General features: G+C 63.1%; 20 protein-coding genes and 1 pseudogene. 7 read left to right on the top strand and 14 right to left on the bottom strand.

Annotated elements, in window-relative coordinates; genetic code table 11:
* Positions 1–27: 27 nt before the first annotated feature.
* Positions 28–783, top strand: a complete 756-nt coding sequence (locus J7655_RS15210) for a FadR/GntR family transcriptional regulator (protein WP_230925158.1) — start codon at positions 28–30, stop codon at positions 781–783.
* Positions 784–863: 80 nt separating this feature from the next.
* Here the strand turns inward: J7655_RS15210 and J7655_RS15205 are convergent, their stop codons facing one another.
* The 8 genes from J7655_RS15205 to J7655_RS15170 form a co-directional block, all read right to left on the bottom strand.
* Complete coding sequence (locus tag J7655_RS15205; RefSeq protein WP_230925157.1) at positions 864–1,769, bottom strand: EamA family transporter; 906 nt, start codon at positions 1,767–1,769, stop codon at positions 864–866.
* 95 nt (positions 1,770–1,864) lie between these two features.
* Complete coding sequence (locus tag J7655_RS15200; protein ID WP_230925156.1) at positions 1,865–3,145, bottom strand: TRAP transporter large permease; 1,281 nt, start codon at positions 3,143–3,145, stop codon at positions 1,865–1,867.
* Positions 3,146–3,673 carry a TRAP transporter small permease gene (locus J7655_RS15195; RefSeq protein ID WP_230925155.1) on the bottom strand — a complete coding sequence of 176 codons (528 nt, stop codon included), beginning with the start codon at positions 3,671–3,673 and terminating at the stop codon, positions 3,146–3,148.
* Positions 3,674–3,732: 59 nt separating this feature from the next.
* Positions 3,733–4,707: a TRAP transporter substrate-binding protein gene (locus J7655_RS15190; RefSeq protein WP_230925154.1), complete on the bottom strand. Its 975-nt coding sequence runs from the start codon at positions 4,705–4,707 to the stop codon at positions 3,733–3,735.
* A 75-nt stretch (positions 4,708–4,782) separates the two neighbouring features.
* Entirely contained in the window at positions 4,783–5,658 is an 876-nt protein-coding gene (locus J7655_RS15185) for a glucurono-1,5-lactonase (protein WP_230925153.1), read from the bottom strand.
* Positions 5,659–5,705: 47 nt separating this feature from the next.
* Positions 5,706–6,533, bottom strand: a complete 828-nt coding sequence (locus tag J7655_RS15180) for an NAD-dependent epimerase/dehydratase family protein (RefSeq protein ID WP_230925152.1) — start codon at positions 6,531–6,533, stop codon at positions 5,706–5,708.
* Positions 6,534–6,972: 439 nt separating this feature from the next.
* Complete coding sequence (locus J7655_RS15175) at positions 6,973–7,731, bottom strand: SDR family NAD(P)-dependent oxidoreductase (protein ID WP_230925151.1); 759 nt, start codon at positions 7,729–7,731, stop codon at positions 6,973–6,975.
* A 62-nt stretch (positions 7,732–7,793) separates the two neighbouring features.
* Positions 7,794–8,573 (bottom strand): SDR family NAD(P)-dependent oxidoreductase, encoded by a 780-nt coding sequence (locus tag J7655_RS15170; protein ID WP_230925150.1) that lies wholly within the window; start codon positions 8,571–8,573, stop codon positions 7,794–7,796.
* 186 nt (positions 8,574–8,759) lie between these two features.
* Between J7655_RS15170 and J7655_RS15165 the strand changes: the two genes are divergently transcribed.
* On the top strand, positions 8,760–9,665 hold the full coding sequence (locus J7655_RS15165; RefSeq protein ID WP_230927738.1) for a LysR family transcriptional regulator: 906 nt from the start codon (positions 8,760–8,762) through the stop codon (positions 9,663–9,665).
* Positions 9,666–9,676: 11 nt separating this feature from the next.
* On the opposite strand, the gene J7655_RS15160 is transcribed toward J7655_RS15165, so the two are convergent.
* The 4 genes from J7655_RS15160 to J7655_RS15145 all read right to left on the bottom strand — a co-directional run bounded on the left by J7655_RS15160 (position 9,677) and on the right by J7655_RS15145 (position 13,763).
* Positions 9,677–10,780 carry a DUF1513 domain-containing protein gene (locus J7655_RS15160; RefSeq protein ID WP_230925149.1) on the bottom strand — a complete coding sequence of 368 codons (1,104 nt, stop codon included), beginning with the start codon at positions 10,778–10,780 and terminating at the stop codon, positions 9,677–9,679.
* 2 nt (positions 10,781–10,782) lie between these two features.
* A complete protein-coding gene (locus J7655_RS15155) occupies positions 10,783–11,844 on the bottom strand; it encodes an imelysin family protein (RefSeq protein WP_230925148.1) in 1,062 nt (353 codons plus the stop codon).
* A gap of 10 nt (positions 11,845–11,854) precedes the next feature.
* Positions 11,855–13,267 (bottom strand): di-heme oxidoreductase family protein, encoded by a 1,413-nt coding sequence (locus J7655_RS15150; protein WP_230925147.1) that lies wholly within the window; start codon positions 13,265–13,267, stop codon positions 11,855–11,857.
* 133 nt (positions 13,268–13,400) lie between these two features.
* On the bottom strand, positions 13,401–13,763 hold the full coding sequence (locus tag J7655_RS15145) for a winged helix-turn-helix transcriptional regulator (protein ID WP_230925146.1): 363 nt from the start codon (positions 13,761–13,763) through the stop codon (positions 13,401–13,403).
* 156 nt (positions 13,764–13,919) lie between these two features.
* On the opposite strand from J7655_RS15145, the gene J7655_RS15140 reads away from it, so the two are divergent.
* Together J7655_RS15140 and J7655_RS15135 are read left to right on the top strand one after the other, a co-directional pair.
* On the top strand, positions 13,920–14,795 hold the full coding sequence (locus J7655_RS15140; protein WP_230925145.1) for an NmrA family NAD(P)-binding protein: 876 nt from the start codon (positions 13,920–13,922) through the stop codon (positions 14,793–14,795).
* Between the two features lie 290 nt (positions 14,796–15,085).
* Positions 15,086–17,644 carry a sensor domain-containing protein gene (locus J7655_RS15135; RefSeq protein ID WP_230925144.1) on the top strand — a complete coding sequence of 853 codons (2,559 nt, stop codon included), beginning with the start codon at positions 15,086–15,088 and terminating at the stop codon, positions 17,642–17,644.
* A gap of 6 nt (positions 17,645–17,650) precedes the next feature.
* Here the strand turns inward: J7655_RS15135 and J7655_RS15130 are convergent, their stop codons facing one another.
* Complete coding sequence (locus J7655_RS15130; protein ID WP_230925143.1) at positions 17,651–18,646, bottom strand: GlxA family transcriptional regulator; 996 nt, start codon at positions 18,644–18,646, stop codon at positions 17,651–17,653.
* A gap of 108 nt (positions 18,647–18,754) precedes the next feature.
* Between J7655_RS15130 and J7655_RS15125 the strand changes: the two genes are divergently transcribed.
* Positions 18,755–19,297, top strand: coding sequence for a thioesterase family protein (locus J7655_RS15125; protein WP_230925142.1), 543 nt, complete (start codon positions 18,755–18,757; stop codon positions 19,295–19,297).
* Between the two features lie 33 nt (positions 19,298–19,330).
* On the opposite strand, the gene J7655_RS15120 is transcribed toward J7655_RS15125, so the two are convergent.
* Positions 19,331–19,966 carry a TetR/AcrR family transcriptional regulator gene (locus J7655_RS15120; protein ID WP_230925141.1) on the bottom strand — a complete coding sequence of 212 codons (636 nt, stop codon included), beginning with the start codon at positions 19,964–19,966 and terminating at the stop codon, positions 19,331–19,333.
* Between the two features lie 23 nt (positions 19,967–19,989).
* Here J7655_RS15120 and J7655_RS21125 point away from each other — a divergent pair.
* Positions 19,990–21,092 (top strand): annotated as a pseudogene (locus tag J7655_RS21125) (NADH:flavin oxidoreductase/NADH oxidase family protein).
* Positions 21,089–21,250: a hypothetical protein gene (locus J7655_RS15105; RefSeq protein WP_230925139.1), complete on the top strand. Its 162-nt coding sequence runs from the start codon at positions 21,089–21,091 to the stop codon at positions 21,248–21,250. Before J7655_RS21125 ends, J7655_RS15105 begins: the two are co-directional and overlap by 4 nt.
* The last annotated feature ends 62 nt before the right edge of the window (positions 21,251–21,312 follow it).

Raw genomic sequence — 21,312 nt, 5'->3', positions numbered from 1 at the left:
GTGTCTTAATTCGAGAATTCGTCCACCATGGATACGCAAAACGCTCAACCTCGTGCTCGTCGCAAACACCGCAGCCTGGCTCAGGAATTGGTGGCCGAGCTGTCGCAGCGCATTCGTGATGGACTGATCAAGCGCGGGGAGAAGCTGCCGACCGAATCGGCGATCATGGAGGAACAGGGCGTCAGCCGTACGGTGGTACGCGAGGCCTTGTCGCGTTTGCAGGCAGCTGGTCTGGTGGAAACGCGTCACGGCATTGGCACCTTCGTGCTGGACACGCCCAGTGCCAGTGGTTTTCGCATCGACCCGGCGACCATCGTCACCCTGCGCGACGTGCTGGCCATTCTCGAGCTGCGTATCAGCCTCGAGGTCGAGTCTGCGGGCATGGCGGCGGCGCGTCGTACCGATGTACAGCTCAAGGCCATCCGTGAGGCACTGGATGCCATCAACGAAAGTGCCGCGCATGCCAGTGATGCAGTGTCCTCGGACTTCCAGTTTCACCTGCGCATCGCTGAGGCCACCGGTAACCGCTACTTCACCGATATTCTCAGCCATCTGGGCACCAGCATCATCCCGCGGACCCGGGTCAATTCCGCCAGCCTGGCGCGTGATGACCAGAGCCATTACATGGCGCGCCTGGAACGTGAGCACGAGCAGATCTTCGAGGCCATTGCGCGTCAGGATGCCGAAGCGGCGCGTGCGGCCATGCGTCTGCACCTGACCAACAGCCGCGAGCGCTTGCGTCAGGCACACGAAGCAGCCGAGGCTGAAGCGCTGCACGGCTGAAGCCTGCCGAATGCACGCGGCGGCCTTGTGCCGCCGCGTGCGCTTCAGTGCCAGGCAGGAATCAGCGCACATGACGCTTTTTAGCGGCGATAGGCTAGGGCGATGATGCCGCCGACCACGACTAGGCCGCCGACCACCTGCAGTGCCCCCAGCACCTGACCCAGGATCAGCCAGCCGAGGACCATGCCGGCCACCGGCTCCATGTTCATGACCGGTGCATTACGCGCGATGTTCAGGCGTGGCATGCAAATGAACAGGGCGGAGAAGGCGGCACCATAGAGCAGCACCAGACAACCCAGCGCGATCCAGCCGACGCTTGCACTGGGCAGGCTCAAGCCGCCCGGAATCAGGCCGCTGGCGCCGAGCAGGGTGGAGGCGCTGAACACCACCGCCAGGGTCAGCATGCTGCGTACCGAGCCGGCCAGGCTGGAGAGGCGGTGCTCGGTGATCCACAGGGCGACGGCAAACACCCCGGCAGCGGTCAGGCTGAACAGAATGCCGGCGATCCATTCGCCATCCGGCGCGGCGCTGCTGCTCAGGCGTCCGGGCACGTCGAGCACCAGTACCAAGCCGAACAGGATAACGCCCATGATCCCCAGCGCCTGGCGCGTCGGTGCCGGGCCGCCAAGCGCCCAGGTGAGCAAGGCCAGAAGAATCGGCGACAGGTTCACCACCAGCAGCGCCAGTGCCACCGGAATGCGCGCCACGGCCGAGTAGATGCAGAAGCTCTGGATGGCGATCAGCAGGCCCAGCAGGATCTGCCAGCCCCAGGTGGCCCGCCCCAGTTTCAACGACTCTCGTCGCCACAGCACCAGCGCGACCAGTACCAGCAGGGTCACGCCGGCGCGCGCGAGCATCGCCAGGAGCAGGCCTGTGTCGTGGTCGAAGGCGATCCGCGCGGCGATATGGTTGCCGGCAAACGAGCAGGCCAGCGACGCGAGGATCAGAACGGCGATGTGACGGGGAAATGGGGTGGAACCTGGCATGACGTCAATCCTGTCTAGTCATGGCCTGCAAGCAGGCCCTAAAGCAAAACGCCGCCCGATTGGGCGGCGTCTCGTGCAATGCCCCGGGTTGGCTGTCAGAGCACCACGCTCGGCAGCCACAGCGAGATAGCGGGGATGTAGGTAACGGCCATCAGCACGGCGAACAGCGCGAGGTAGAACGGCAGCAGGGCCTTCACGGTATTTTCGATGGTGACCTTGCCGATTGCGGCGCCGACGAAGAGCACTGCACCCACTGGTGGAGTGATCAGGCCGATACCCAGGTTGACCAGCATGATCATGCCGAAGTGTACCGGGTCTACACCGAAAGAGGTGACCACCGGCAGCAGGATCGGGGTGAGGATCAGGATCAGCGGCGCCATGTCCATCAGCGTGCCCAGCACCAGCAGCATGAAGTTGACGCACATCAGGATCACGTAGCGGTTGTCCGAGAAGGTCAGGAACGCGGTGGTGATCTTCGACGGGATCTGCATCAAGGTCATGATGTAGCCGAAGCTCGCCGCGAAGGCGATCAGGATCATCACGATCGACAGCGTGCGTACGGTGCGGTGCAGCATCTTCGGCAGTTCACGCCACTTGTAGTCGCGGTAGATGAACATGGTCACGAAGAAGGCCCAGATCACCGCGACGGCAGCTGATTCGGTGGCGGTGAATACGCCGCTGAGAATGCCGCCGAGGATGATGAACATGGTCATCAGGCCCCACAGCGCCTCTACGCAGATCTTGATCGCCTGGCGCAGCGGAATCACTTCGCCCTTCGGGTAGTTGCGTTTCTTGGCGAACCACAGGCACAGGGTAGCCAGGGTTGCGCTCATCAATAGGCCCGGGCCGATACCGGCGACGAAGAGCGCAGCGATGGACACCGTGCCACCAGCGGCCAGTGAGTAGATCACCGAGTTGTGGCTGGGCGGGGTGAGCAGCGCCTGTACCGAGCCGGAGACGGTGACGGCGGTGGCGAATTCACGCGGGTAGCCTTTCTTCTCCATTTCCGGGATCAGCACCGAGCCGACCGAGGCGGTGTCGGCCAGGGAGGAACCGGAGATAGCGCCGAAGAACGTCGAGGCAGTGATATTGACCAGTGACAGACCGCCACGGACGAAGCCCACCAGTACCCCGGCGAACGCCACCAGGCGCCGCGCCATGCCGCCTTCGGCCATGATCGCGCCGGCCAGTACGAAGAACGGAATGGCCAGCAGGGAGAATTTGTTCACGCCGCCGGCAATCTGAATCATCACGGCATGCAGCGGGATGTCGATGTACCAGGCGCCGAGCAGCGCGGAAACACCGAGTGAATAAGCAACCGGAACGCGCAGCAGGATCAGGACGATGAAACTGCCCAGGAGAATGGCGGCATCCATTTACGCGACCTCCTTGCAATCTTCAGTGTGTTCGAAGTCGACGGCACGGCGCTTGTGTTGATCGCCGTAAAGCAGTTGTTCGATGACGAACAGGAGGGTGATGAAACCGCCCACCGGGATTGGCATGTAGCTGATGCCGACACGTACCGAGGGCAGGGTGCTGAGGTATTGGTTCCAGGTCGCTGCACACAACTTGTAGCCCCAGATCAGCATGAACAGCGCGATGCCGCCCATGACCAGGCGTACGAATAGCGTGATCAACGGTGCCAGGGTTCGTGGCAGGCGATCGGTCAGTGAGGTCACGGCCATGTGGGCACCAGCACGGTAGCCGGCAGCGGCACCGACGAAGGTGAACAGCACCATCAATAGCACTGAAATAGGCTCGGGCCAGCCCAGTCCTTGACCCAGCACGTAACGGCTGAAGACGCCCCAGGGGATGATCGTGGCCATGATCACGATCGCCAGGCTGGCGGTTGCGATGCAGGCACGGTAGATGGCGTCGTTGACGCCTAGAACCAGGTTTTTCATGAGACTTCACCGGTTGCGCGGCGCAGGCGGTTGGCCTGCGCCGCGCGCTTGCGCGTGGATTACTGGACGGCTTCGATGCGCTTGATCAGGTCGGCGAACTGCGCGCCGTACTTCTCACGAACCGGGGCGGTGGCGTCGTAGAAGGGCTTGGTGTCGACTTCGATGAACTCGACGCCTTCAGCCTTGAGCTTCTCGTCGCTGGCCTTTTCCTTGGCGACCCACAGCTTGCGCTCTTCCAGTTGCGCTTCCTTGGCCAGTTTCTTGACCAGCGCCTGTTGTTCCGGCGTCAGCTTGTTCCAGGTGGTCTTGGACATCAGCAGCGGCTCGGGGAGGATCAGGTGATGGGTCTGGGTGTAGTACTTGGCCGCGCGGAAGTGGTTGTGCTCGAGCAGGGTCGGCGAGTTGTTCTCGGCGCCGTCGATCACGCCGCTCTGCAGGGCGCTGAAGATTTCACCGGTGTCCATGGCGATGCCGTTGGCGCCCATGGCGTTGAGGGTGTCGATGAACAGCGGGTTGCCGATCACGCGGATCTTCATACCCTTGAGGTCTTCCAGCTTGCGTACCGGCTTCTTGGTGTAGAGGCTGCGGCTGCCGGCTTCCATCCACGCCAGGCCGACCATGTTGAAGTCGGAATTGGTGATGGCGTCGAGAATTTCCTGACCGATCTCGCCGTCGACCACCTGGCGCATGTGCTCGATATCGCGGAACACGAACGGCATGTTGAAGACGTTGGTGGCCGGTACCACCGGACCTACCGAACCGAGGCTGACGCGGGTCAGCTGCACGGCGCCGATCTGCGTCTGCTCGATCACTTCTTTCTCGGAACCCAGCACACCGCCGGCGAACATGCGGTATTTGATTTCACCGTCGGTGGCCGCTTCCAGCTTCTTGCCGAGGCTCTCCATGGCCACTACGGTCGGGTAGCCAGCCGGATGGATTTCGGCAATCTTCAGGGTCGTCTCGGCCTGTACCAGGGAGGACAAACCGAGCGCTAGGGGAAGTGTGGCGAGAAGCAACTTGCGTTTGAGGTTCATGCGGAAAGCTCCGTCTTGTTGTTGTGGGTAAGCAGCGGTGTAGCCGGTGCCGCGAACGGCCCGGGGTGAAGCGGGTCAGGGGTGGAAGGCAGGCTCCTCGATACCGCACACGCCGGCCTGCAGGGCGAACACACCGCCGGCCAGTGGCTGGTCGGAGAGATCGCCGCCAGGGCGGATCGAGGTGACGAACAGGGTGTCCAGATTGGCCCCGCCGAAGGCGCACATGGCGGGTTTCTTCACGGGAACCGCCAGCGAACGGTCGAGGCGGCCATCCGGGGTGAAGCGATGGATCAGGCCAGCGTCGTTACCGCAGATCCAGTAGCAGCCGTCGACGTCCATGGCCGCGCCATCCGGGCGACCCGGATACTGCTGCATGTCGATGAACAGGCGCCGGTTGTGCGGCGTGCCGCTGTCGGTGTCGTAGTCGAAGGCCCAGACGTTCTGCACGCTTGGGTGCGAATCGGAGAGGTACAGGGTGCGGCCATCGGGGCTGAAGGCCAGGCCGTTGGGCACGATGAAGTCGTCGAGCACCTGCTGCAACTGGCCGTCGTAGCGATACAGCGCACCGACGCGCGCGCCCTGGGCCATGTCCAGCAGCATGGTGCCGGCCCAGAAGCGGCCCTGGCGATCACAGCGACCATCGTTGAAACGCATCTCTGCTTGGGCATGTTCGACCTGCGCCAGGCGCTCGCTCTGGACGCTGCCATCGGCTTGTGGGCGCAGATGGAAGAGGCCGCTCTGCATGCCGGCGAGCCAGCCACCGGCAGGGTGCAGGGCGATGCAGGCAAGCATCTCCTCGGCCTGCCAGCTTTGCGTCTGGCCAGTGGCTGCAGACCAGCGGTGCAGGCGTCCGGCAGGTATATCGACCCAGTACAGGGCCTGTTCGGCTGTGCTCCAAACCGGGCTTTCACCCGTGGCGTTGCGCGCATCGACAATCAGTTCGGCTGTCATGGCAGGGCGCTCTAGTTGTTGTTATGGCGGGGGGGGGGGCGAGCGTATCAGTCGTCGCCGAACGGGCCGGCGGCCACGAAGGCGCCGCCCTGGTAGATGCGCGCGGGGTCGTCGGCGGCCGGCATCGGCTGCGCTTCGACCTTGTCGCGAAACACTTCCGAGCTGTCCTTGGGCGTGAAGCCCAGGTGCGCGGCCTGGCTGTTGTCCCACCACACGTCACGGTTGGCCGACATGCCGTAGACCACGGTGTGGCCGACGTTCGGGGCGTACAGGCAGCGTTCGAGCAGGTGGGTGAGGTCGTCGTAGCTCAGCCAGGTGCTCATCATGCGGCGGTTGGCCGGCTCGGGGAACGAGGAGCCGATGCGGATGCTGACGGTTTCGATGCCGTAGCGGTCGAAGTAGAAGCTGGCCATGTCTTCGCCGTAGGACTTGGACAGGCCGTAGTAGCCATCCGGACGGCGCTGGCAGTTGGCGTCGAGATGCTCGTCCTGCTTGTAGAAGCCGATGACATGGTTGGAGCTGGCGAACACCACGCGTTTCACGCCATGGCGACGGGCCGCTTCGTAGACATGGAACACGCCGCAGATGTTGGCGCCGAGAATTTCCTCGAAGGGACGCTCGACCGAGACGCCGCCAAAGTGCAGGATGGCATCGACGCCATCGACCAGTTGATGCACAGCCGCTTTGTCGGCCAGGTCGCAGCGCACCACTTCTTCATGGGGGCTGGCGGCAGGGGCCATCTCGCCGATGTCGGACAGGCGCAGGATGTTCGCGTAGGGGCGCATGCGCTGGCGCAGTACCTTGCCCAGGCCGCCGGCAGCGCCGGTCAGCAGCAGGCGATTGAAGGGGCGCAGTTCACTGGAGGTCGTGGTCATGGCGGGCCTGGACTCGTATTACTTGTTGTTATTGGGTTGTCATACGTTGTCGTATGACTTGTGGCGATTATCAGCACCCCTCTGGGTAATGTCAACGCGATAATGGATGTTAATTACACGCCAAAGGCGGTGTGAGATTGCCTTTTTCGCTCGGTAAATGAGCCGGCGATTTTACTGAAGAATGTTATGAGAGCGCTCTGGAAAGCAGATTTCGGAGGTCTGCCTGAATGTCAGAGGGAGCAGGTGGGCAATCGGTGTGTGATGCGGGCAGGGCTGCTGTGTGGCGGTATTCGACTAATGTTGTATGACAACGTATCTCGATGTGCCGCTGCGCCACTGATGATTGGCCACCGCCAAACCGAGATTCTGCGTGCGCGCACTGTTCTGCGGCGATGGCGCGTGTTTTTTCGCGCTCATCACTTGTGCATGCAGTGGTGTGTCAGTGACCTGCCGACACGCCGTGATCGATGGCCAGGTCCGCGCCAGTGATGGAGCGTGCGCCAGGCAGGCAGAGAAAGTGCACCAGCTCGGCGACCTCGGCTGGCTGTATGAAGGATGCACGTTCACCCTGCGGGTACTTGGCCAGCAGATCACGGTAGTACGCCTCGGGATCTCCACCGCCATAGTGTTCAGCCTGGAAACGCAGCATGGGCGTGTCGATGTCGCCTGGCGAAACCGTATTGCAGCGGACACCGAAGGGCGCGAGATCGAGCGCCAGTGCCTTGCTCATCAAGGTAACGCCACCTTTGCTGGCGCAATAGGCCGCTGCGTTGCGGTTACCCTGACGCCCGGCATCGCTGGAAATGTTGACGATCGCGCCCTGTGTGGCTTTCAGATGAGGGATGAGCGCCGCGCACATGAAGAAGCTGCCCTTGAGGTTGACGTCCAGCACGATGTCGAAATCCTCCTCGCTGCAGTCCTCGACCGGCCCCTCACGCCAGACGCCAGCGGCGTTCACCAGGGCGTCGATGCGGCCCAATGTCTGCACGGCTTCGGTGGCGATGCGCTGGCATTCGCCGGAGTGGCGTATATCACCGGCACAATGGCCGGCCAACTGTCCCGTGTCGTCCAGCCTGCGCAGTGCTGCGCTGTCCAGGTCGGTGGCGAATACACGCCAGCCTGAGGCACTGAAACGTTGCACCAGGGCCTGGCCGACACCACCGCATGCGCCGGTTATCAAAACGACGGGTTCGCTCATCGGTATTTTCCTCTGTTGCAGGTGACGCCATTGCTGGCGTAGGCAGATGAGACGCCGTCGAGTCAGGGCGCCTTGTTTTCGATCAGGCAATTACCGCCATCGACCACCAGCACTTCGCCGGTCACGTAGCTGGCCTCCGGTGAGGCAAGAAAGGCCACGGCTGCGGCGATCTCCGCCGGGTGTCCCGCACGGCCGATGGGCGTGTAGCGACCGGCGAGGCGTTCCTCTTCGGTTGACGACTCGGTGGCGATCCAGCCGGGGGCCACGCTGTTGACGGTGATGCCATCGCGAGCGACTTCCAGCGCCAGGCCCATGTTCATCCCGACCATTGCAGCCTTGGCTGCGCTGTAGGCCGCTTCACCGCGATTGCTGCCACGGGTGCCGGTCGTGGAGCTGATCTGTACCACCCGTCCGTAGCCTCTGGCACGCATGCCGGGCAGCACCGCTCGGGTCAGCAGAAAGGCCGTGGTCAGGTTGCGGTTCAGCGCCAGGTTCCAGGTTGCCAGATCGGTATCCACCACCTCGGCGAAGGGCTCCGGGCTGCCCTGCATGGCCATGCCGGCATTGTTGACCAGAATATCGATCCGCCCCCAGAGCGATTCGGCCCAGGCGGCCAGGTCGTTGACCTGGCCTTCGTCAGTCAGGTCGGCGATACAGCCTTCGGCCTCGAAGCCCTCACTGCGCAACTGCGCCACACGGTCGAACAGGCGTGCGCTGCTGGCGCTGATGATCAGTTTCACACCGTTCTGCCCTAGCCGACGGGCGATGGCCATGCCGATGCCATGCTCGCTGCCCGCACCACTGATCAGGGCCACCTGACCTTGCCACTGCACGTTCGTCATTGCGCTCTCCTTCGGTTTAGCGGATGTGCGGCAGAGTAGGGCGTATCCGGCTGATGGAAAAAGACAGCTATCGTCAGATTTTCTGATAGCTTGGATCGACTCTTCCCAAGAAAAAGCGCATGAGGTGGCAGTTTTTTTGTCGTTCACCTTGTCGGTTGAAAAATGAAATCAGGAATTCTGAAAACCATGGCGTTTTCCAGTGATTCGCTCGCGATCTTCCTGGCCGTGCTCGACGGCGGCTCCTTTTCTGCCGCAGCGCGCAGGCTTGGCCGGGTACCCTCGGCGGTGAGCATGGCGATTGCCCAGCTTGAGGCAGAGCTGGATCTGCTCCTGTTCGACCGCACCACACGCAAGGCCTTGCCTACCGCCGCCGCCTTGGCGCTCGAACCGCAGGCGCGTCAGGTGATCTGCCAGTTGAACCTGCTCGATGCCCAGGCGCTGCAACTGCACAAGGGGTTGGAGCAGCGCCTGAGTATCGCGATCGCCCCGGAGTTGTTGCCGGGGCGCTGGAGCTTGCCCCTGGCCACTTTGGCCGAGGAGTTTCCGGGGTTGGAAGTCGAGGTGCGTTCGGCTACCCAGGTCGATGCCGTGCGCATGCTGCATGAAGGTACGGTGCAGTTGGCGGTGGTCTTCGAGCGACCGGGAATCGATGAGCGCGAGTCCTTTCTCGAGGCGGGCAGCCAACTGCTGGTGGCGGTCGTGGCGCCCGGACATGTGCTGGCCCAGGAGCAGAACCTCGCGGTACGTGAAGAGCTGCTGGCAGAGCAGCGGCAGATCATGGTCGGTTCAGGCAGACCACAGGGCGCTGATCCCCGTATGGTGCTGTCACGGCGCTTCTGGTTGACTGACAGTTATCAGGCGACCCTGGAACTCGTCCAGGCCGGCCTGGGTTGGGCCTACCTGCCACAGCCTCTGGTGCAGCCGCTGATCGCTTCCGGGGCGGTCACTGAAGTGCGTTTCAATAACATGACCAGCCGCCTGCGCCTGTGGGTAGACCTGATCTGGATGAAGTCGCAGCCACTCGGCCTGGGTGCCCGGCGCTATCTCGAACGGATGCGCCAGGTGTTCAGAGATGAACCACCCCGAGCCTGAGGTGGATGGCCTCAGGCCAGACGCAGATGGTTGTCCCACAGGCCGGCGGGCAACTCCAGTGCCTTGGCCAGGATGCGCTCGCCGCTGCAGTCGTAGAGCCTGCAGCGACCCTGACCGGAGGTGACGACGAAGCCGTCGGCGACTGCACCTACGCCTGCGCAGTCCGCTAGCGGCACGTCGAGACGCACTTCGGCGCTGTCCAGATCCCAGATGAAGAAGCGGTTGCCGCGCGGTGCGGTCATCGCCAGCAGACGCAGCTCGTCGTGGATGGCCACGCTGGCGGTGTACTGGTTCATCGCCGCACGCTGCGCTTCGCCGAGGGCGAAAGGTTGATACGGCTGGCCGGGGCGTTTGATCGCCAGCAGCGGTACGGCATCGTGCATATCGCCCATGTACTGCTGACCACTGACCACCGTGCCGTCGCGCGCGACAGCCAGGTGGCGGATGCTGTTCTGCTGGTCGGCCAGGTACTCCTGGCTGACCAGGCTGCCGTCGCGCTGCATCAGCACCAGGCTGGCCTGCATGGCGTCGAGGTTCATCTCCACACGGCTTTCCGCTTCGGTGCGGATGCCGCCGTTGGCCACCACCAGGGTTTCGCCATCGGGCATCCACAGCAGTTGGTGCGGGCCGACGCCATGCGTGCTGTGTTCGCCATTGCGCTGCAGTTGCTCGCCCTGCAGGCGATAGACGCCGAGTACGCCGCGACCCGGTTCGCGGGTGTCGTTCTCGGTGCTGTACAGCCACTCGCCATCTTTGTGGAACACCGCATGGCCGTTGAAGTGCCGGTCGGCCGGTGTCTGCAGCGTTTGCAGCAGGCGGCCGTCGCGGGTGTCGATCAGGTAGCTCTCGGTGCTCGGGCGGCGCCCGACGAACAGCGCCAGGGGTAAGCTGGGGTGCGGCACCACGTCATGGCAGCGTTCGTTCACCGGGGTGGCAAAGGCGCGCTGGCCGTCGAGGCGATAGCCGACGGCATAGTGCCTGCCATCGCCGTCATCGCGGGCCGACAACAGCAGCGGTTGTCCCGCCGGGCCGAACCACGTCCAGCCGCCGAAAGCACCGGCGGCCGCCAGACCGGCAGCGGCGGCGCCAAGGCCGAGGAAGGCTCTGCGGCGCATGTTCAGTCCCCGTCGTGGGCGTTGAAGCCGATCTGTACGTCGAGCGCCTTGGCCAGCTCGCTTTCCTGCAGGCGATGCAGGCGATTGAGGCTGTCGTAGAGCTCGTTAAGGGCTGCGCGACCGGCTTCATCGGCCAGCAAGTCGCCCAGTGGCTTGTCGAGTGCGGCCAGGCGATGGCGAGTGTCCTGGTAAGCGGCGTCGATGCGGTTGGCCAGGTCAGCCTGATCGTCGCCCAGCAGGGTCTGGATACCGTCACGGTTGCTGCCGTGCCAGAGCAGTTCGGCATTGGCCAGTGCCGCGCCCAGGTTGGCTAGGCTGGCGGCGCTGCGCCAGGCTTCGGCCTGGTAGGGCTGAGGGATGCCTTTGCTCTGCCGGCCCATGGGCGCGCCGAGTTTTTTCTTCAGGCCATCGAGTGCAGTGACCTGTACGCGCAGCAGGTCGGCAATGGCTTCGTTGGCGTCGGCATAGCGTTCGTTGGGGAATGCCTTGAGCTGTTCGGCCATGCCCGGTTTGCCTTGCCATTCGCTGATGATCTGCGCGGCCAAGGCCTGCTGGTGTTGGCCGATGGCTTGCAGCAATGGGCAATAGCGCACTTTCTGTTCGGCTTGAGTGAGATCCAGCGCCGGGTCGAACAGGATGTATTCGTAGGCCGTCAGCCCCTGCACCACCACGCTTGCCTTGGCCAGGTCATCGTTGCTCAGTTGCGGCTTGCTCTTGAGCAGAGCCTCGACCTGACGCTGCACCAGGTTCTTCTTGTCCGGCCAGAACTGGATCTGCCAGGCACGATTGCCTTCGGCCAGCGGCCCTACCAGCAAGGGCTGCAAACCAGCCCAGGCACTCTGCGCGCCGAGGAAGGCCTGGCGCGCGGTGCCCAGGTCGGCATTGCCGGCGCAGAACGCCTCGGCATTCACGGCCAATTGACGATCGGTCTCCTGCCAGCTGGCGTAGGCCGGCAGCAGCACGCCGTCGGTCAGCGCTGCGCTGACCTTGGTGCGAGGGTTCTGCTGGCCGCAACCGAGCAGAGCCAGACCTAGCAGTGAGGCGATCAGAGTTCTATGCAACATTGCAGGCTCCTTAGAGGGAATTGAGGAAGGCGAGCAGGGCGGAGCGCTCTTCGCCATCGAAACGCAGTACATGCTGCTTGGCAGCCTCGGCTTCGCCACCGTGCCAGAGAATGGCCTCCAGCAGGTTGCGCGCACGGCCGTCGTGAAGGAACTGGGTGTGGCCGTTGACCGCTTGCGTCAGGCCGATGCCCCACAACGGCGGCGTGCGCCATTCGCGGCCGCTGGCGAGAAACTCCTCGCGGCCATCGGCCAGGCCTTCGCCCATGTCGTGCAGCAGCAGATCGGTATAGGGACGGATCAACTGGTTGGCCAGTTCCGGCTCGGCGGCATCGGCCGAGGTGGTGAAACTGGGCGTATGGCACTTCTGGCAGCCGGCCTGATGGAACAGGCTCTTGCCCTTGAGCACAGCAGGGCTGTCGACATCGCGCCGCGCCGGTACGCCGAGGTTGCGGCTATAGAACAGCACGCTGGCGAGGATGTTGTCGCTGACCTCCGGTTCGCCGCCATGGGGGGCGGCGAGGCAGTCGTTCTGCGCCGCAGTGCAGTTGTCATGGGCAATCAATGTGGTGGTCAGGCCCATGTCATTGGCGAAGGCGTCGGCGTTCTGCTGATTGAGGTTGGGCTGGCCGGCCTTCCAGCCGAAGCGACCGAGCACCGTGCGCTGCTGTTGGCGATCCCAGACCCGGTTGGGGCGGCCGGAAATACCATCGCCGTCGGCATCGTCCGGATCGGCGTTCGCCAGGATGTCCTGTTCGGCGATGGCTTCGAGCAGGCCGAGGCCGATCATCGGCGGGGCAATGCGGGTGGAGAACAGGGTATCGGGGTGCATCTCGCCGTAACCGAGTTGAGTGATCTGCAACTGCGGTTTGCGCAGTTCCACCTGCGTGCCGTCGGCGAAGCGCACCGGCACGCTGCGGTAGGTCACGCGAACCTTGCCTTCTGGGGCTACGCCGGGGTTGGCCATATCCTGCAGTTGAGTGCCATAGGTCGGTTCAGGCACCACGCCATGGCGTACCAGCCAGTGGGCATGCTCCGCGCCAGCGGGCAGCGACAGGCGCACCAGCATGGAGGCGGCGCTGACGGCATTGGGCTCCGGTGGGTGGCCGCGCCCATCCTTGATGTGACAGTTCTGGCAGCCGTTGGTGTTGAACAGCGGACCGAGGCCATCACGTGCTGTGGTGGTGGCGGGCGCGGTGACCCAGGGATTGCGGAAGAAACTGTTGCCTACGGCAAAGTCCAGGCGCCGGCTCGGTGCCAGATTGGCCGAGGGCTGGGAGAAGGCGTTGTGATCGAACTTGCGTACCGTGGCGGTGCCTGCCGAGAGTGCCTCTCCCGGCTCTGCCGCCGTGAAGTTCGCTTGCTGCTCGCAGGCGATCAGGGGCAGGGCCAGAAAGGGCAACAGGCAACGCTGGAGCGGCGACATCGAGGAACTATCCGAACAGGCAAGAAAGCGGGGCGCCAAGCTTAGCAGGCTAACGTAATTTAAATAAGATGAATTAGCGTTATCTCTATGTGGCCATAGGTCGCGGCCGCTTTCCCGATACGCCTGGCAAGGCTCAGGCCGATACCGGCTTTGCCGCGTCGTAGCGGGCACGGGCCTGGGCGATTGTGCTGTGGCTATTCTCAGCCCAGGCAATCAACCCGGCCAGCGGTACCAGCAGCGACTCGCCCAATACGCTCAGCCGGTATTCCACGCTGGGCGGTTTGGTGGGGTAGACCGTCCGTTCTAGCAGGCCGTCGCGTTCCAGTTCGCGCAGGGTCTGGGTCAGCATGCGCTTGGAGATATCCGGCACGGCTCGCTGTACCTCACTGAAACGCAGCGCCTGCCGGGTGAGAGCCAGCAGGATCAGCATCGTCCATTTGCTGCCCATCTGGTCGAGTACATCGCGCACCGGGCAGCGCTCGGCTATGAGTGGCATCGTACTCCAGGCCTGGAAGCTGGCAGCCAGTCTGGCACGTACAGTCGCAGGGTTATCGCCGGGTAACCTGGTCACGAAAAGCTGCCTCCTTCCACATGTGGCTTAGTGGTCTCAGAATGAAACCAGGTTTTTATTCTAGTCCATGAGGTGAATACGATGACAACGCCAGAAACCATCCTGATAACCGGCGCTGCCGGGCAGCTGGGGCGCCTGGTACTGGCCGATCTGCAGCGTCGGGCGGTGACGGCGAAGCTGGTTGGTCTGGTACGTGATGCCGCCGGGGCTCGCGATCTGGCCGAGCAGGGCGTGGAGCTGCGGGTCGCCGACTACAACGATCCGCTGGCACTGGCCAGTGCTCTGGTGGGGGTCGACAAGCTGTTGCTGATTTCTTCCAGTGAGGTGGGGCAGCGCAGCGCTCAGCACCGCAATGTGGTCGATGCCGCCGTGGCCGCAGGGGTCAGGCTGATTGCCTATACCAGCGTGCTGCATGCCGACCGCAATCCCATGATGCTGGCGCGCGAGCACCGTGAGAGCGAAGCGCTGATCCGTGCCAGCGGCCTGCCATTCACCTTGCTGCGCAATGGCTGGTACAGCGAGAACTACGCCATAGGCGTGGCGGCGGCTGTGGAGCATGGCGTGGTGTTCGGCGCGGCGGCGGATGGCAAGTTATCGCTGGCTGCGCGCCGCGATTATGCCGAGGCAGCTGCCGCAGTGCTGGTCGAGGATGTGGCCAGGCATAGCGGCAACGTCTATGAGCTGGCGGGTGATCAGGCCTATACCCTGGCGGATTTCGCTGCGGAGATTACCCGTCAGGCCCATCACCCCGTGCGTTACCAGAACATGCCGCAAGACGAGTACAAGGCAGCGCTGATAGGCGTGGGCCTGCCCGCAGATGTTGCCGAATTGCTGGCCGATAGTGATGCCAGGGCCGCAGAGGGTGTGCTCTACGAGCCAGGTAAGGCCCTGAGCCAGCTTATTGGTCGCCCGACTACAGCCCTGAGCGAAAGCGTGGCGAGCGCTCTGGCATCCTGATGCCGTACGGCATATCCGCTGGCATGTTGTGCCCCCTGCTCGGCACATCACTGCTGTTGTCAGCTGCCCAGGGTTCGCTGCATCGAGCCAATCACCACCGAGCGACCACGGCACGATGATCTAGGCTGAATCCATGGAGCAGATGGCGAGGGACTGACGCTGCAGTGGCCATGCCACAGAGAGGCGGTGTTCGAGTGTGCCGAGCCCCGCGGCTTGATCGGTCTTGTGCTCTGCGTGCGGCGTGCGATGATGCCAATGTGCCTTTATGGTGCCCGTGGAGTTCGATCATTTTGAAAACACTGCTTGATGCGCAATGGGCTGCACTGGAACGGGTCATGGCCATCGCTGAATTTGCCCCCGATGGTCGGCTCGTGCGCGCCAACGACAACTATCTGGCCTTGTTCGGCTATTGCACGGAGCAGGTTGCCGGGCAGCATCATTCGTTCTTCTGTAGTGCCGACAGCGCCGAGCCTGTGGCGCACGAGCGTTTCTGGCAACCCCTGAGTGCCGGCGCAGCATACAGCGGGCAGGTCGAACGCCTGCGCCAGGGTGGCCACAGTTGCTGGCTACAGACCACCTACATGCCGGTCATGGATGAGGCCGGCCGGGTACGGCAGATCATGCAGGTCGCCATCGATATCACCGCGCGGATGCAGCACGAACAGGAACAGCAGCGCCATCTCAGGCAGTTGTCGCTGGTGGCCGATGCCAGCGACTCGGCTGTGGTGATCAGTGATGCGAATCCGTACATCGTCTACGTCAATGCCGGCTTCTGCCGGATGTTTGGCTGGACGGCGCAGGAGGTCTTGGGGCAGGGGCCCATCGCCCTGCTTGCTCCTGACAAGGATGCCGAGTACGTGCAGCGATATCGAACCACGCTGGCAGCAGGCTTGCCGGTTGAGCGCGAGGAGGTCGTCGAGGGCAAGGACGGACAGCGTTACTGGGTCAAGATCATCAGCAACCCGATCATGGATGGCGCCGGGCAGTGGCAACTGACGGTGACCATCCTGACCAACATCACTCAGGCCAAGATGCATGAGGTATTGCAGCACTCGGTCATGGAGGCCATGGCCCGGGAGCGGCCACTGACCGAGGTGCTGGAGCTGATCTGCATGGAGGTCGAGCGTATTGCCCCCGAAGTGGTCGCCTCGATTCTCGAGGTGGACGAAAGTGGTCTGCTGCACCCGCTGGCGGCACCAGGCCTGGCGCTGGAGTACCAGCAGAAACTCGATGGCGTGGCAATCGGGCCGGCCGTCGGTTCATGCGGGACGGCGGCCTGGCGCAAGGCATATGTCTGGGTCGATGACATTGCCACTGATCCACTGTGGGCCGATTACCGTGATCTGGTGCTGCCGCTGGGCTTTCGGGGCTGCTGGTCCGCTCCTGTGCTCAACGCACAAGAGCGAGTTGTCGGTACCTTCGCCTTTTACTTCCGCCGCGCGCCGCAGGATTGTTCGATGCAGTTCTACAGGCGCCTGGTCGAGGCCTGTCAGCATTTGTGCGGGCTGGCGCTGGAGCGTGAACAGACACGCCGGCGCATACGCCAACTGGCGTTCTACGACGCCCTTACCGGGCTGCCCAACCGCAGTCTGCTGCAGGCCCGGGCGGATCAGGCGATTACCACTGTCACGCGAGAGGCCGAGTGGCTGGCGGTGTTGTTCATCGACCTTGACCGCTTCAAGCACGTCAATGATTCACTCGGGCATTCCGCCGGAGACGATCTGTTGCGTCAGGTTGCCGCGCGTATCCAGAGTGTATTGCGCGAGTCGGACATCGCCGGGCGCCAGTCGGGTGATGAGTTCGTCGTGGTTCTGCCCGGTTGCGATGCCAATGAGGTGACGCTGGTGGCCGAGCGTCTGCTGCAATTGCTGGCGGAACCGTTCAGCCTGGGTGGAACCAGCCTGCAGGTTTCCGGCAGCATCGGCATCGCCATGTATCCCAATGACGGGCGTGACATGGAGACGTTGATGGGGCGCGCCGACATGGCCATGTACCAGGCCAAAAGCAGTGGACGAGGCCGCTTCCATTTCTACAGCAGTGAAATCAACAGGTTGGCGCAGGAGCGTCTGCAGATGGAGGGCGCCTTGCGCCAGGCGATCAGGCAGGGTGGGCTGCACCTGCATTACCAGCCGCAAATCGATCTGGCCGACGGGCGTCTCTATGGCATCGAAGTCTTGGCGCGCTGGACGCACGCAGAGCTGGGTGAGGTTCCGCCCGTGCGTTTCATTGCCCTGGCTGAGGAGTGTGGGCTGATCGTCGAACTGGGGCATTGGGCTGTGCAGGAGGCCTGCCGGCAGTTGGCCGAGTGGCGCGCTGCGGGGCTGCGCGTGCCGGTGATATCGGTCAACCTGTCGCCGACCAGCTTCCATAACCTCGACTTGCCGGGCTTTCTGGCCAAGACCCTGCAGGCCAATGCCCTGCTGCCAGAGGATCTGACGCTGGAGCTGACCGAAAGCATCCTTCTCGACAGTAACCCCAGCACGATGAAAGTCCTCGATGAGCTGCATCGACAGGGCATCCGTTTGTCACTGGACGACTTTGGTACGGGCTACTCCAGCCTCAGTTATCTGCGGCGGCTGCCCATATCGGAACTGAAGCTCGATCGCAGTTTCGTGTTCGACCTCGAGCATGATGAGGCGACGCGAGCCCTGAGCAGCGCAATTCTGGGCATTGGCAAGAGCCTGCAGCTGACGGTGGTAGCCGAAGGCGTGGAAAATGAAGTGCAGCATCGCCTGCTGCGCGAGCAGGGCTATCCGGTGGCGCAGGGCTATCTGTATTCCAGGCCGCTTGCCGCGCTGGAATTTGCGCAATGGCTGAATCAGGCCGCAGGCCGGCAGAGCGAGACATGAACGGCGTCAGCGCATGGTCTTCGCCCCTGGTTCAGGGTCGCCCGGCATGCGCTGGAAACGCTTGCGAAAGGCGCTCGGTGAGACACCGACCCGCTGGCAGAACAGGCGGCGGAACGAGTTGCTGTCCTCGTAGCCGACGCGACGGGTGATCACCTCGAAATTCAGCCGGGTGGTTTCCAGCAACTCCTTGGCCTTTTCCAGGCGCAAGGTCTGCAGGTAGGCCAGTGGCGCGTAGCCTGTTGCGTCCTTGAAGCGACGTTTGAAGTTGCGCACGCCGAAGCCGAAGCGCGCGGCCAGTTCGTCGATGCCGCAGGGTTCGGCGACGTGTGTCTCCATCCAGTCCTGCGCGCGCAGGATCGCTGCATCGCCATGGCTGCGGGGCAATGACCAGCTGATATAGACGGACTGCTCGCTGCGCACGTTGTCGAGCAACAGATAGCGACTGCATTGCTGCGCCAGCTCGCGCGAGGCGAAGCGGCGAATCAGGTGCAGCAGCAAGTCTATCGCTGCACTCGCGCCGCCACTGCTGATCACCCGGCCGTCCTCGCAGAGGATACGGCGCGCGTCCACGCGTGCTTGCGGGTAACGATGTCGCAAGAGATCGGCGAAGGCCCAGTGGGTGGTGACTTCGACACCGTCGAGCAGGCCGGCTTCAGCCAGCATGAAGGTGGCCGTGCACATCGAGGCTACGACTGCGCCCTGTGCATGCTGATGGCGCAACCAGGTCGCATAGTGCCCGAACGCCGGCAGGGCTTCGCGCAGGCTGAAAAGAAAGCCGGGGATCAGCACTAGGTCGGTTTTTGTCACCGCGTTCATCGCCATATCCACCTGCATGCTGCGGCCAAGCGCGTTGTTCACCGGTTGTCCATCCAGCGAGACCAGGCTGAGGGTGAACGGCGCAGCGCCCGGCCGGGCGAAGCGATTGGCCGCATCGAGGACTTCGAGTGACAGGGCGGCGCTGGCCATGGAGCTGTACTCGGCCAGCAGCAGGGTGATGTGCATGGGAGCCTGCTTGCGTAATTCGCATGGTATTAGTCATTTATGCATCTACCTTAGCGCAAACGGACTATTTAGAGTGCGGCATCCGCCATTCAAACAGGTGTTTTTCGCATGAACCTATGGTTTCGTCTTTTCCTCATGCTGCTGCGTCGCCCCTGGCGCAAGCCGGTGCCATGGCTCGCCACCACTGTGGTGCGGCTGCGGGTGTGGCCGCTGGATCTGGATTTCAACCGCCACGTCACCAATGGTCGTTACTTCACCCTGGCCGATGTCGGACGCATGGATTACGTACTGCGCAGCGGCGCTTTTCGCGTGGCGCTTCGGCACCGCGCGCTACCCATCGTCGGCGATGTGTGTGGCAAGTTCCGTCGCGAGCTGAAGCTGTTCGAGCGCTTCGAGATCCACACACGCATGCTGGGCTGGGACGGCAAGTGGAGTTTCGTCGAGCACCGTTTCGTCAAGGATCAGCGGGTGATCGCCGTGGTGGTCATGCGTGGGTTGTTCCGTGGGCCGAAGGGCAATGTCGTGCCAGCCGAGTTCGCCCGCGAACTGGGCATCGACGAACAGTCGCCGCCATTGCCGCAGTGGTTGCGGGAGTGGTCGACGAGCTGCGATGGGCTGAGCCTGCAATTGCGTGATGCCGAGCAGATGTAAGGTTCTGCTGGTTGGAATCCTGGTTGAGCCAGCCTATGCCTGCTGGGGGGCTGGAGCAGTATCGGCAGGCTGGCCAGCGGGCCGGTCGCAGTCATGCTCGGTTTGGCGGGGCTGACGCGTGCCCAGAAGCGCCGCGCGGCAGGTGTCGAGAATCTCATCGGCCAGCGGCGAGTCATCAGGGCAGGCGCGCGACAGGATCAGTGCCCCCAGCGCATGGGCGATGGTGTCAAGCGCCTGGGCACGTGCGCTGCGTGGGTCGGCATCCATGTCTTCTGCAGCGAGCACTTGCGCCAGGATCTTTTCGAGCCCTGCCGCGAAGGTCGTCTTGATCGCAGCCGACTGACGCGCTGCATCACCGCTCAGGGCTGCGAGCGTGCAGCCACCGCTCAGGTCGTCACGATGCTCGCGCGAAAGGTACTGGCCAATGAACTCATCCCGCCCGATGCCGTTCATCGATGAGGTCGTTCTGCCCAGCCCGCATGCAGCTGCCTCCGCCAGCAACTCGGCCTTGGAGGCGAAGTGTCGGTAGAACCCGCCATGGGTCAGGCCGGCAGTCGCCATCAGCTCGGCCACGCCTACACCGTCGTAGCCACGTTCACGAAACAGGTGGCTGGCCGTTTCGACGATGCGTGCCCGGTTTGCCTCTACCTGTGCCTTTGTGACCTTCACGGTCAGCTCCTTTTGCGGTCGGAATGGATGCGCAGAATGCATTGATGTTGTCTGTCATCAAAATCTTTGACTATTTTGATTATGATCGTAATCATAATTCCGTCAACATCGCTCGCGATCCTTGCAGGCGCGTCTGCCAACGATGTCATCCACTTCCAGGTAACGCTCACATGCCACACTCCACTTCGCTCACCCCCAATCTTCTGGCGCAACAGCTGTGCCTGCCCGGCGGTGGTGTGCTGCGTAACCGTTTGGCCAAGGCGTCCATGAGTGAGGCGCTGGGTACTTACGACAACCGCCCGACCCTGGCGCTGGTCAGGCTTTACCAGCGCTGGGCCGCCTCCGGGATCGGACTGATCCTGACCGGCAATGTGATGATCGATCGCCGTGCTCTGGGTGAGCCGGGCAATGTGGTGATCGAAGATGAAGCTGACCTGTCGATCCTGCAGCAATGGGCACGGGCTGCTACCGATCAGGGGGCGGCCATCTGGGTGCAACTCAATCATCCCGGCAAGCAATCGCCCAAAGGTTTGAACGAGCGCACCCTCGCACCATCGGCAGTGCCATTTCGCGAGGATATGGCGGCGTTCTTCGAGACGCCTCAGGAAGCCACCAGTGCCGAAATCCAGGAGATCATCGAGCGCTTTGGCCGTAGTGCCGCCATCTGCAAGAAAGCGGGTTTCAGCGGTATCGAGATTCATGCGGCGCATGGTTACCTGATCAACCAGTTTCTCTCGCCTCACCATAATCGGCGCACGGATCAATGGGGGGCTCAGCGCAGAACCGGCGTCGTTTCCTGTTGGCCGTCTACAGCGAAATCCGACGTCAGGTGGGCGCCGATTTTCCCGTTGCGATCAAGCTCAACTCTGCCGATTTCCAGCGCGGCGGCTTTACCGAAGACGAGTCGCTGGCCACCATCGAGGCGTTGGTCGAAGCCGGTATTGACCTGATCGAGATATCCGGCGGTACTTATGAGGCTCCGGCGATGAGCGGCACGCTCCCTGAGCAGAAAAAAGCCTCCAGCCTGGCGCGCGAAGCCTATTTCCTCGAATTTGCCAAGAAGGTGCGCACCACGGTGCAGGTGCCGCTGATGCTGACCGGGGATTTCGCAGTGCTGCCGGGATGAACCTGGCGCTGGCATCCGGCGCGGTGGATGTCATCGGCCTGGCACGGCTACTGGCCATCGACCCGAATGCACCGGCTGCGTTGCTGCAGGGAAGGGACAGCGCGCAACAGGTACGCAGCATCAAAACGGGCATCAAGCACTCGATCGCATGGGGCTGATGGAGATTCTCTGGTATTCCCTGCAGCTCAAACGCATAGCCCGGGGCGGCGAGCCTCGCGCC

It is taken from the genome of Pseudomonas wenzhouensis (assembly GCF_021029445.1).
In the GTDB taxonomy this organism is placed as follows: Bacteria; Pseudomonadota; Gammaproteobacteria; order Pseudomonadales; family Pseudomonadaceae; genus Aquipseudomonas; species Aquipseudomonas wenzhouensis.
The sequence above is the reverse complement of the archived record's forward strand: the minus strand, read 5'-3'. Positions and strand labels throughout refer to the sequence as shown.

Excerpts from the sequence above, each read along its gene's own strand:
- J7655_RS15175 (WP_230925151.1), bottom strand. The coding sequence starts at position 7,731 with ATGAGCGAACCCGTCGTTTTGATAACCGGCGCATGCGGTGGTGTCGGC.
- J7655_RS15180 (WP_230925152.1), bottom strand. The coding sequence starts at position 6,533 with ATGACCACGACCTCCAGTGAACTGCGCCCCTTCAATCGCCTGCTGCTG.
- J7655_RS15130 (WP_230925143.1), bottom strand. The coding sequence starts at position 18,646 with ATGCACATCACCCTGCTGCTGGCCGAGTACAGCTCCATGGCCAGCGCC.
- J7655_RS15205 (WP_230925157.1), bottom strand. The coding sequence starts at position 1,769 with ATGCCAGGTTCCACCCCATTTCCCCGTCACATCGCCGTTCTGATCCTC.
- J7655_RS15210 (WP_230925158.1), top strand. The coding sequence starts at position 28 with ATGGATACGCAAAACGCTCAACCTCGTGCTCGTCGCAAACACCGCAGC.
- J7655_RS15165 (WP_230927738.1), top strand. The coding sequence starts at position 8,760 with ATGGCGTTTTCCAGTGATTCGCTCGCGATCTTCCTGGCCGTGCTCGAC.
- J7655_RS15195 (WP_230925155.1), bottom strand. The coding sequence starts at position 3,673 with ATGAAAAACCTGGTTCTAGGCGTCAACGACGCCATCTACCGTGCCTGC.
- J7655_RS15140 (WP_230925145.1), top strand. The coding sequence starts at position 13,920 with ATGACAACGCCAGAAACCATCCTGATAACCGGCGCTGCCGGGCAGCTG.
- J7655_RS15105 (WP_230925139.1), top strand. The coding sequence starts at position 21,089 with ATGAACCTGGCGCTGGCATCCGGCGCGGTGGATGTCATCGGCCTGGCA.
- J7655_RS15125 (WP_230925142.1), top strand. The coding sequence starts at position 18,755 with ATGAACCTATGGTTTCGTCTTTTCCTCATGCTGCTGCGTCGCCCCTGG.
- J7655_RS15185 (WP_230925153.1), bottom strand. The coding sequence starts at position 5,658 with ATGACAGCCGAACTGATTGTCGATGCGCGCAACGCCACGGGTGAAAGC.
- J7655_RS15145 (WP_230925146.1), bottom strand. The coding sequence starts at position 13,763 with ATGCCACTCATAGCCGAGCGCTGCCCGGTGCGCGATGTACTCGACCAG.
- J7655_RS15160 (WP_230925149.1), bottom strand. The coding sequence starts at position 10,780 with ATGCGCCGCAGAGCCTTCCTCGGCCTTGGCGCCGCCGCTGCCGGTCTG.
- J7655_RS15150 (WP_230925147.1), bottom strand. The coding sequence starts at position 13,267 with ATGTCGCCGCTCCAGCGTTGCCTGTTGCCCTTTCTGGCCCTGCCCCTG.
- J7655_RS15190 (WP_230925154.1), bottom strand. The coding sequence starts at position 4,707 with ATGAACCTCAAACGCAAGTTGCTTCTCGCCACACTTCCCCTAGCGCTC.
- J7655_RS15170 (WP_230925150.1), bottom strand. The coding sequence starts at position 8,573 with ATGACGAACGTGCAGTGGCAAGGTCAGGTGGCCCTGATCAGTGGTGCG.
- J7655_RS15155 (WP_230925148.1), bottom strand. The coding sequence starts at position 11,844 with ATGTTGCATAGAACTCTGATCGCCTCACTGCTAGGTCTGGCTCTGCTC.
- J7655_RS15200 (WP_230925156.1), bottom strand. The coding sequence starts at position 3,145 with ATGGATGCCGCCATTCTCCTGGGCAGTTTCATCGTCCTGATCCTGCTG.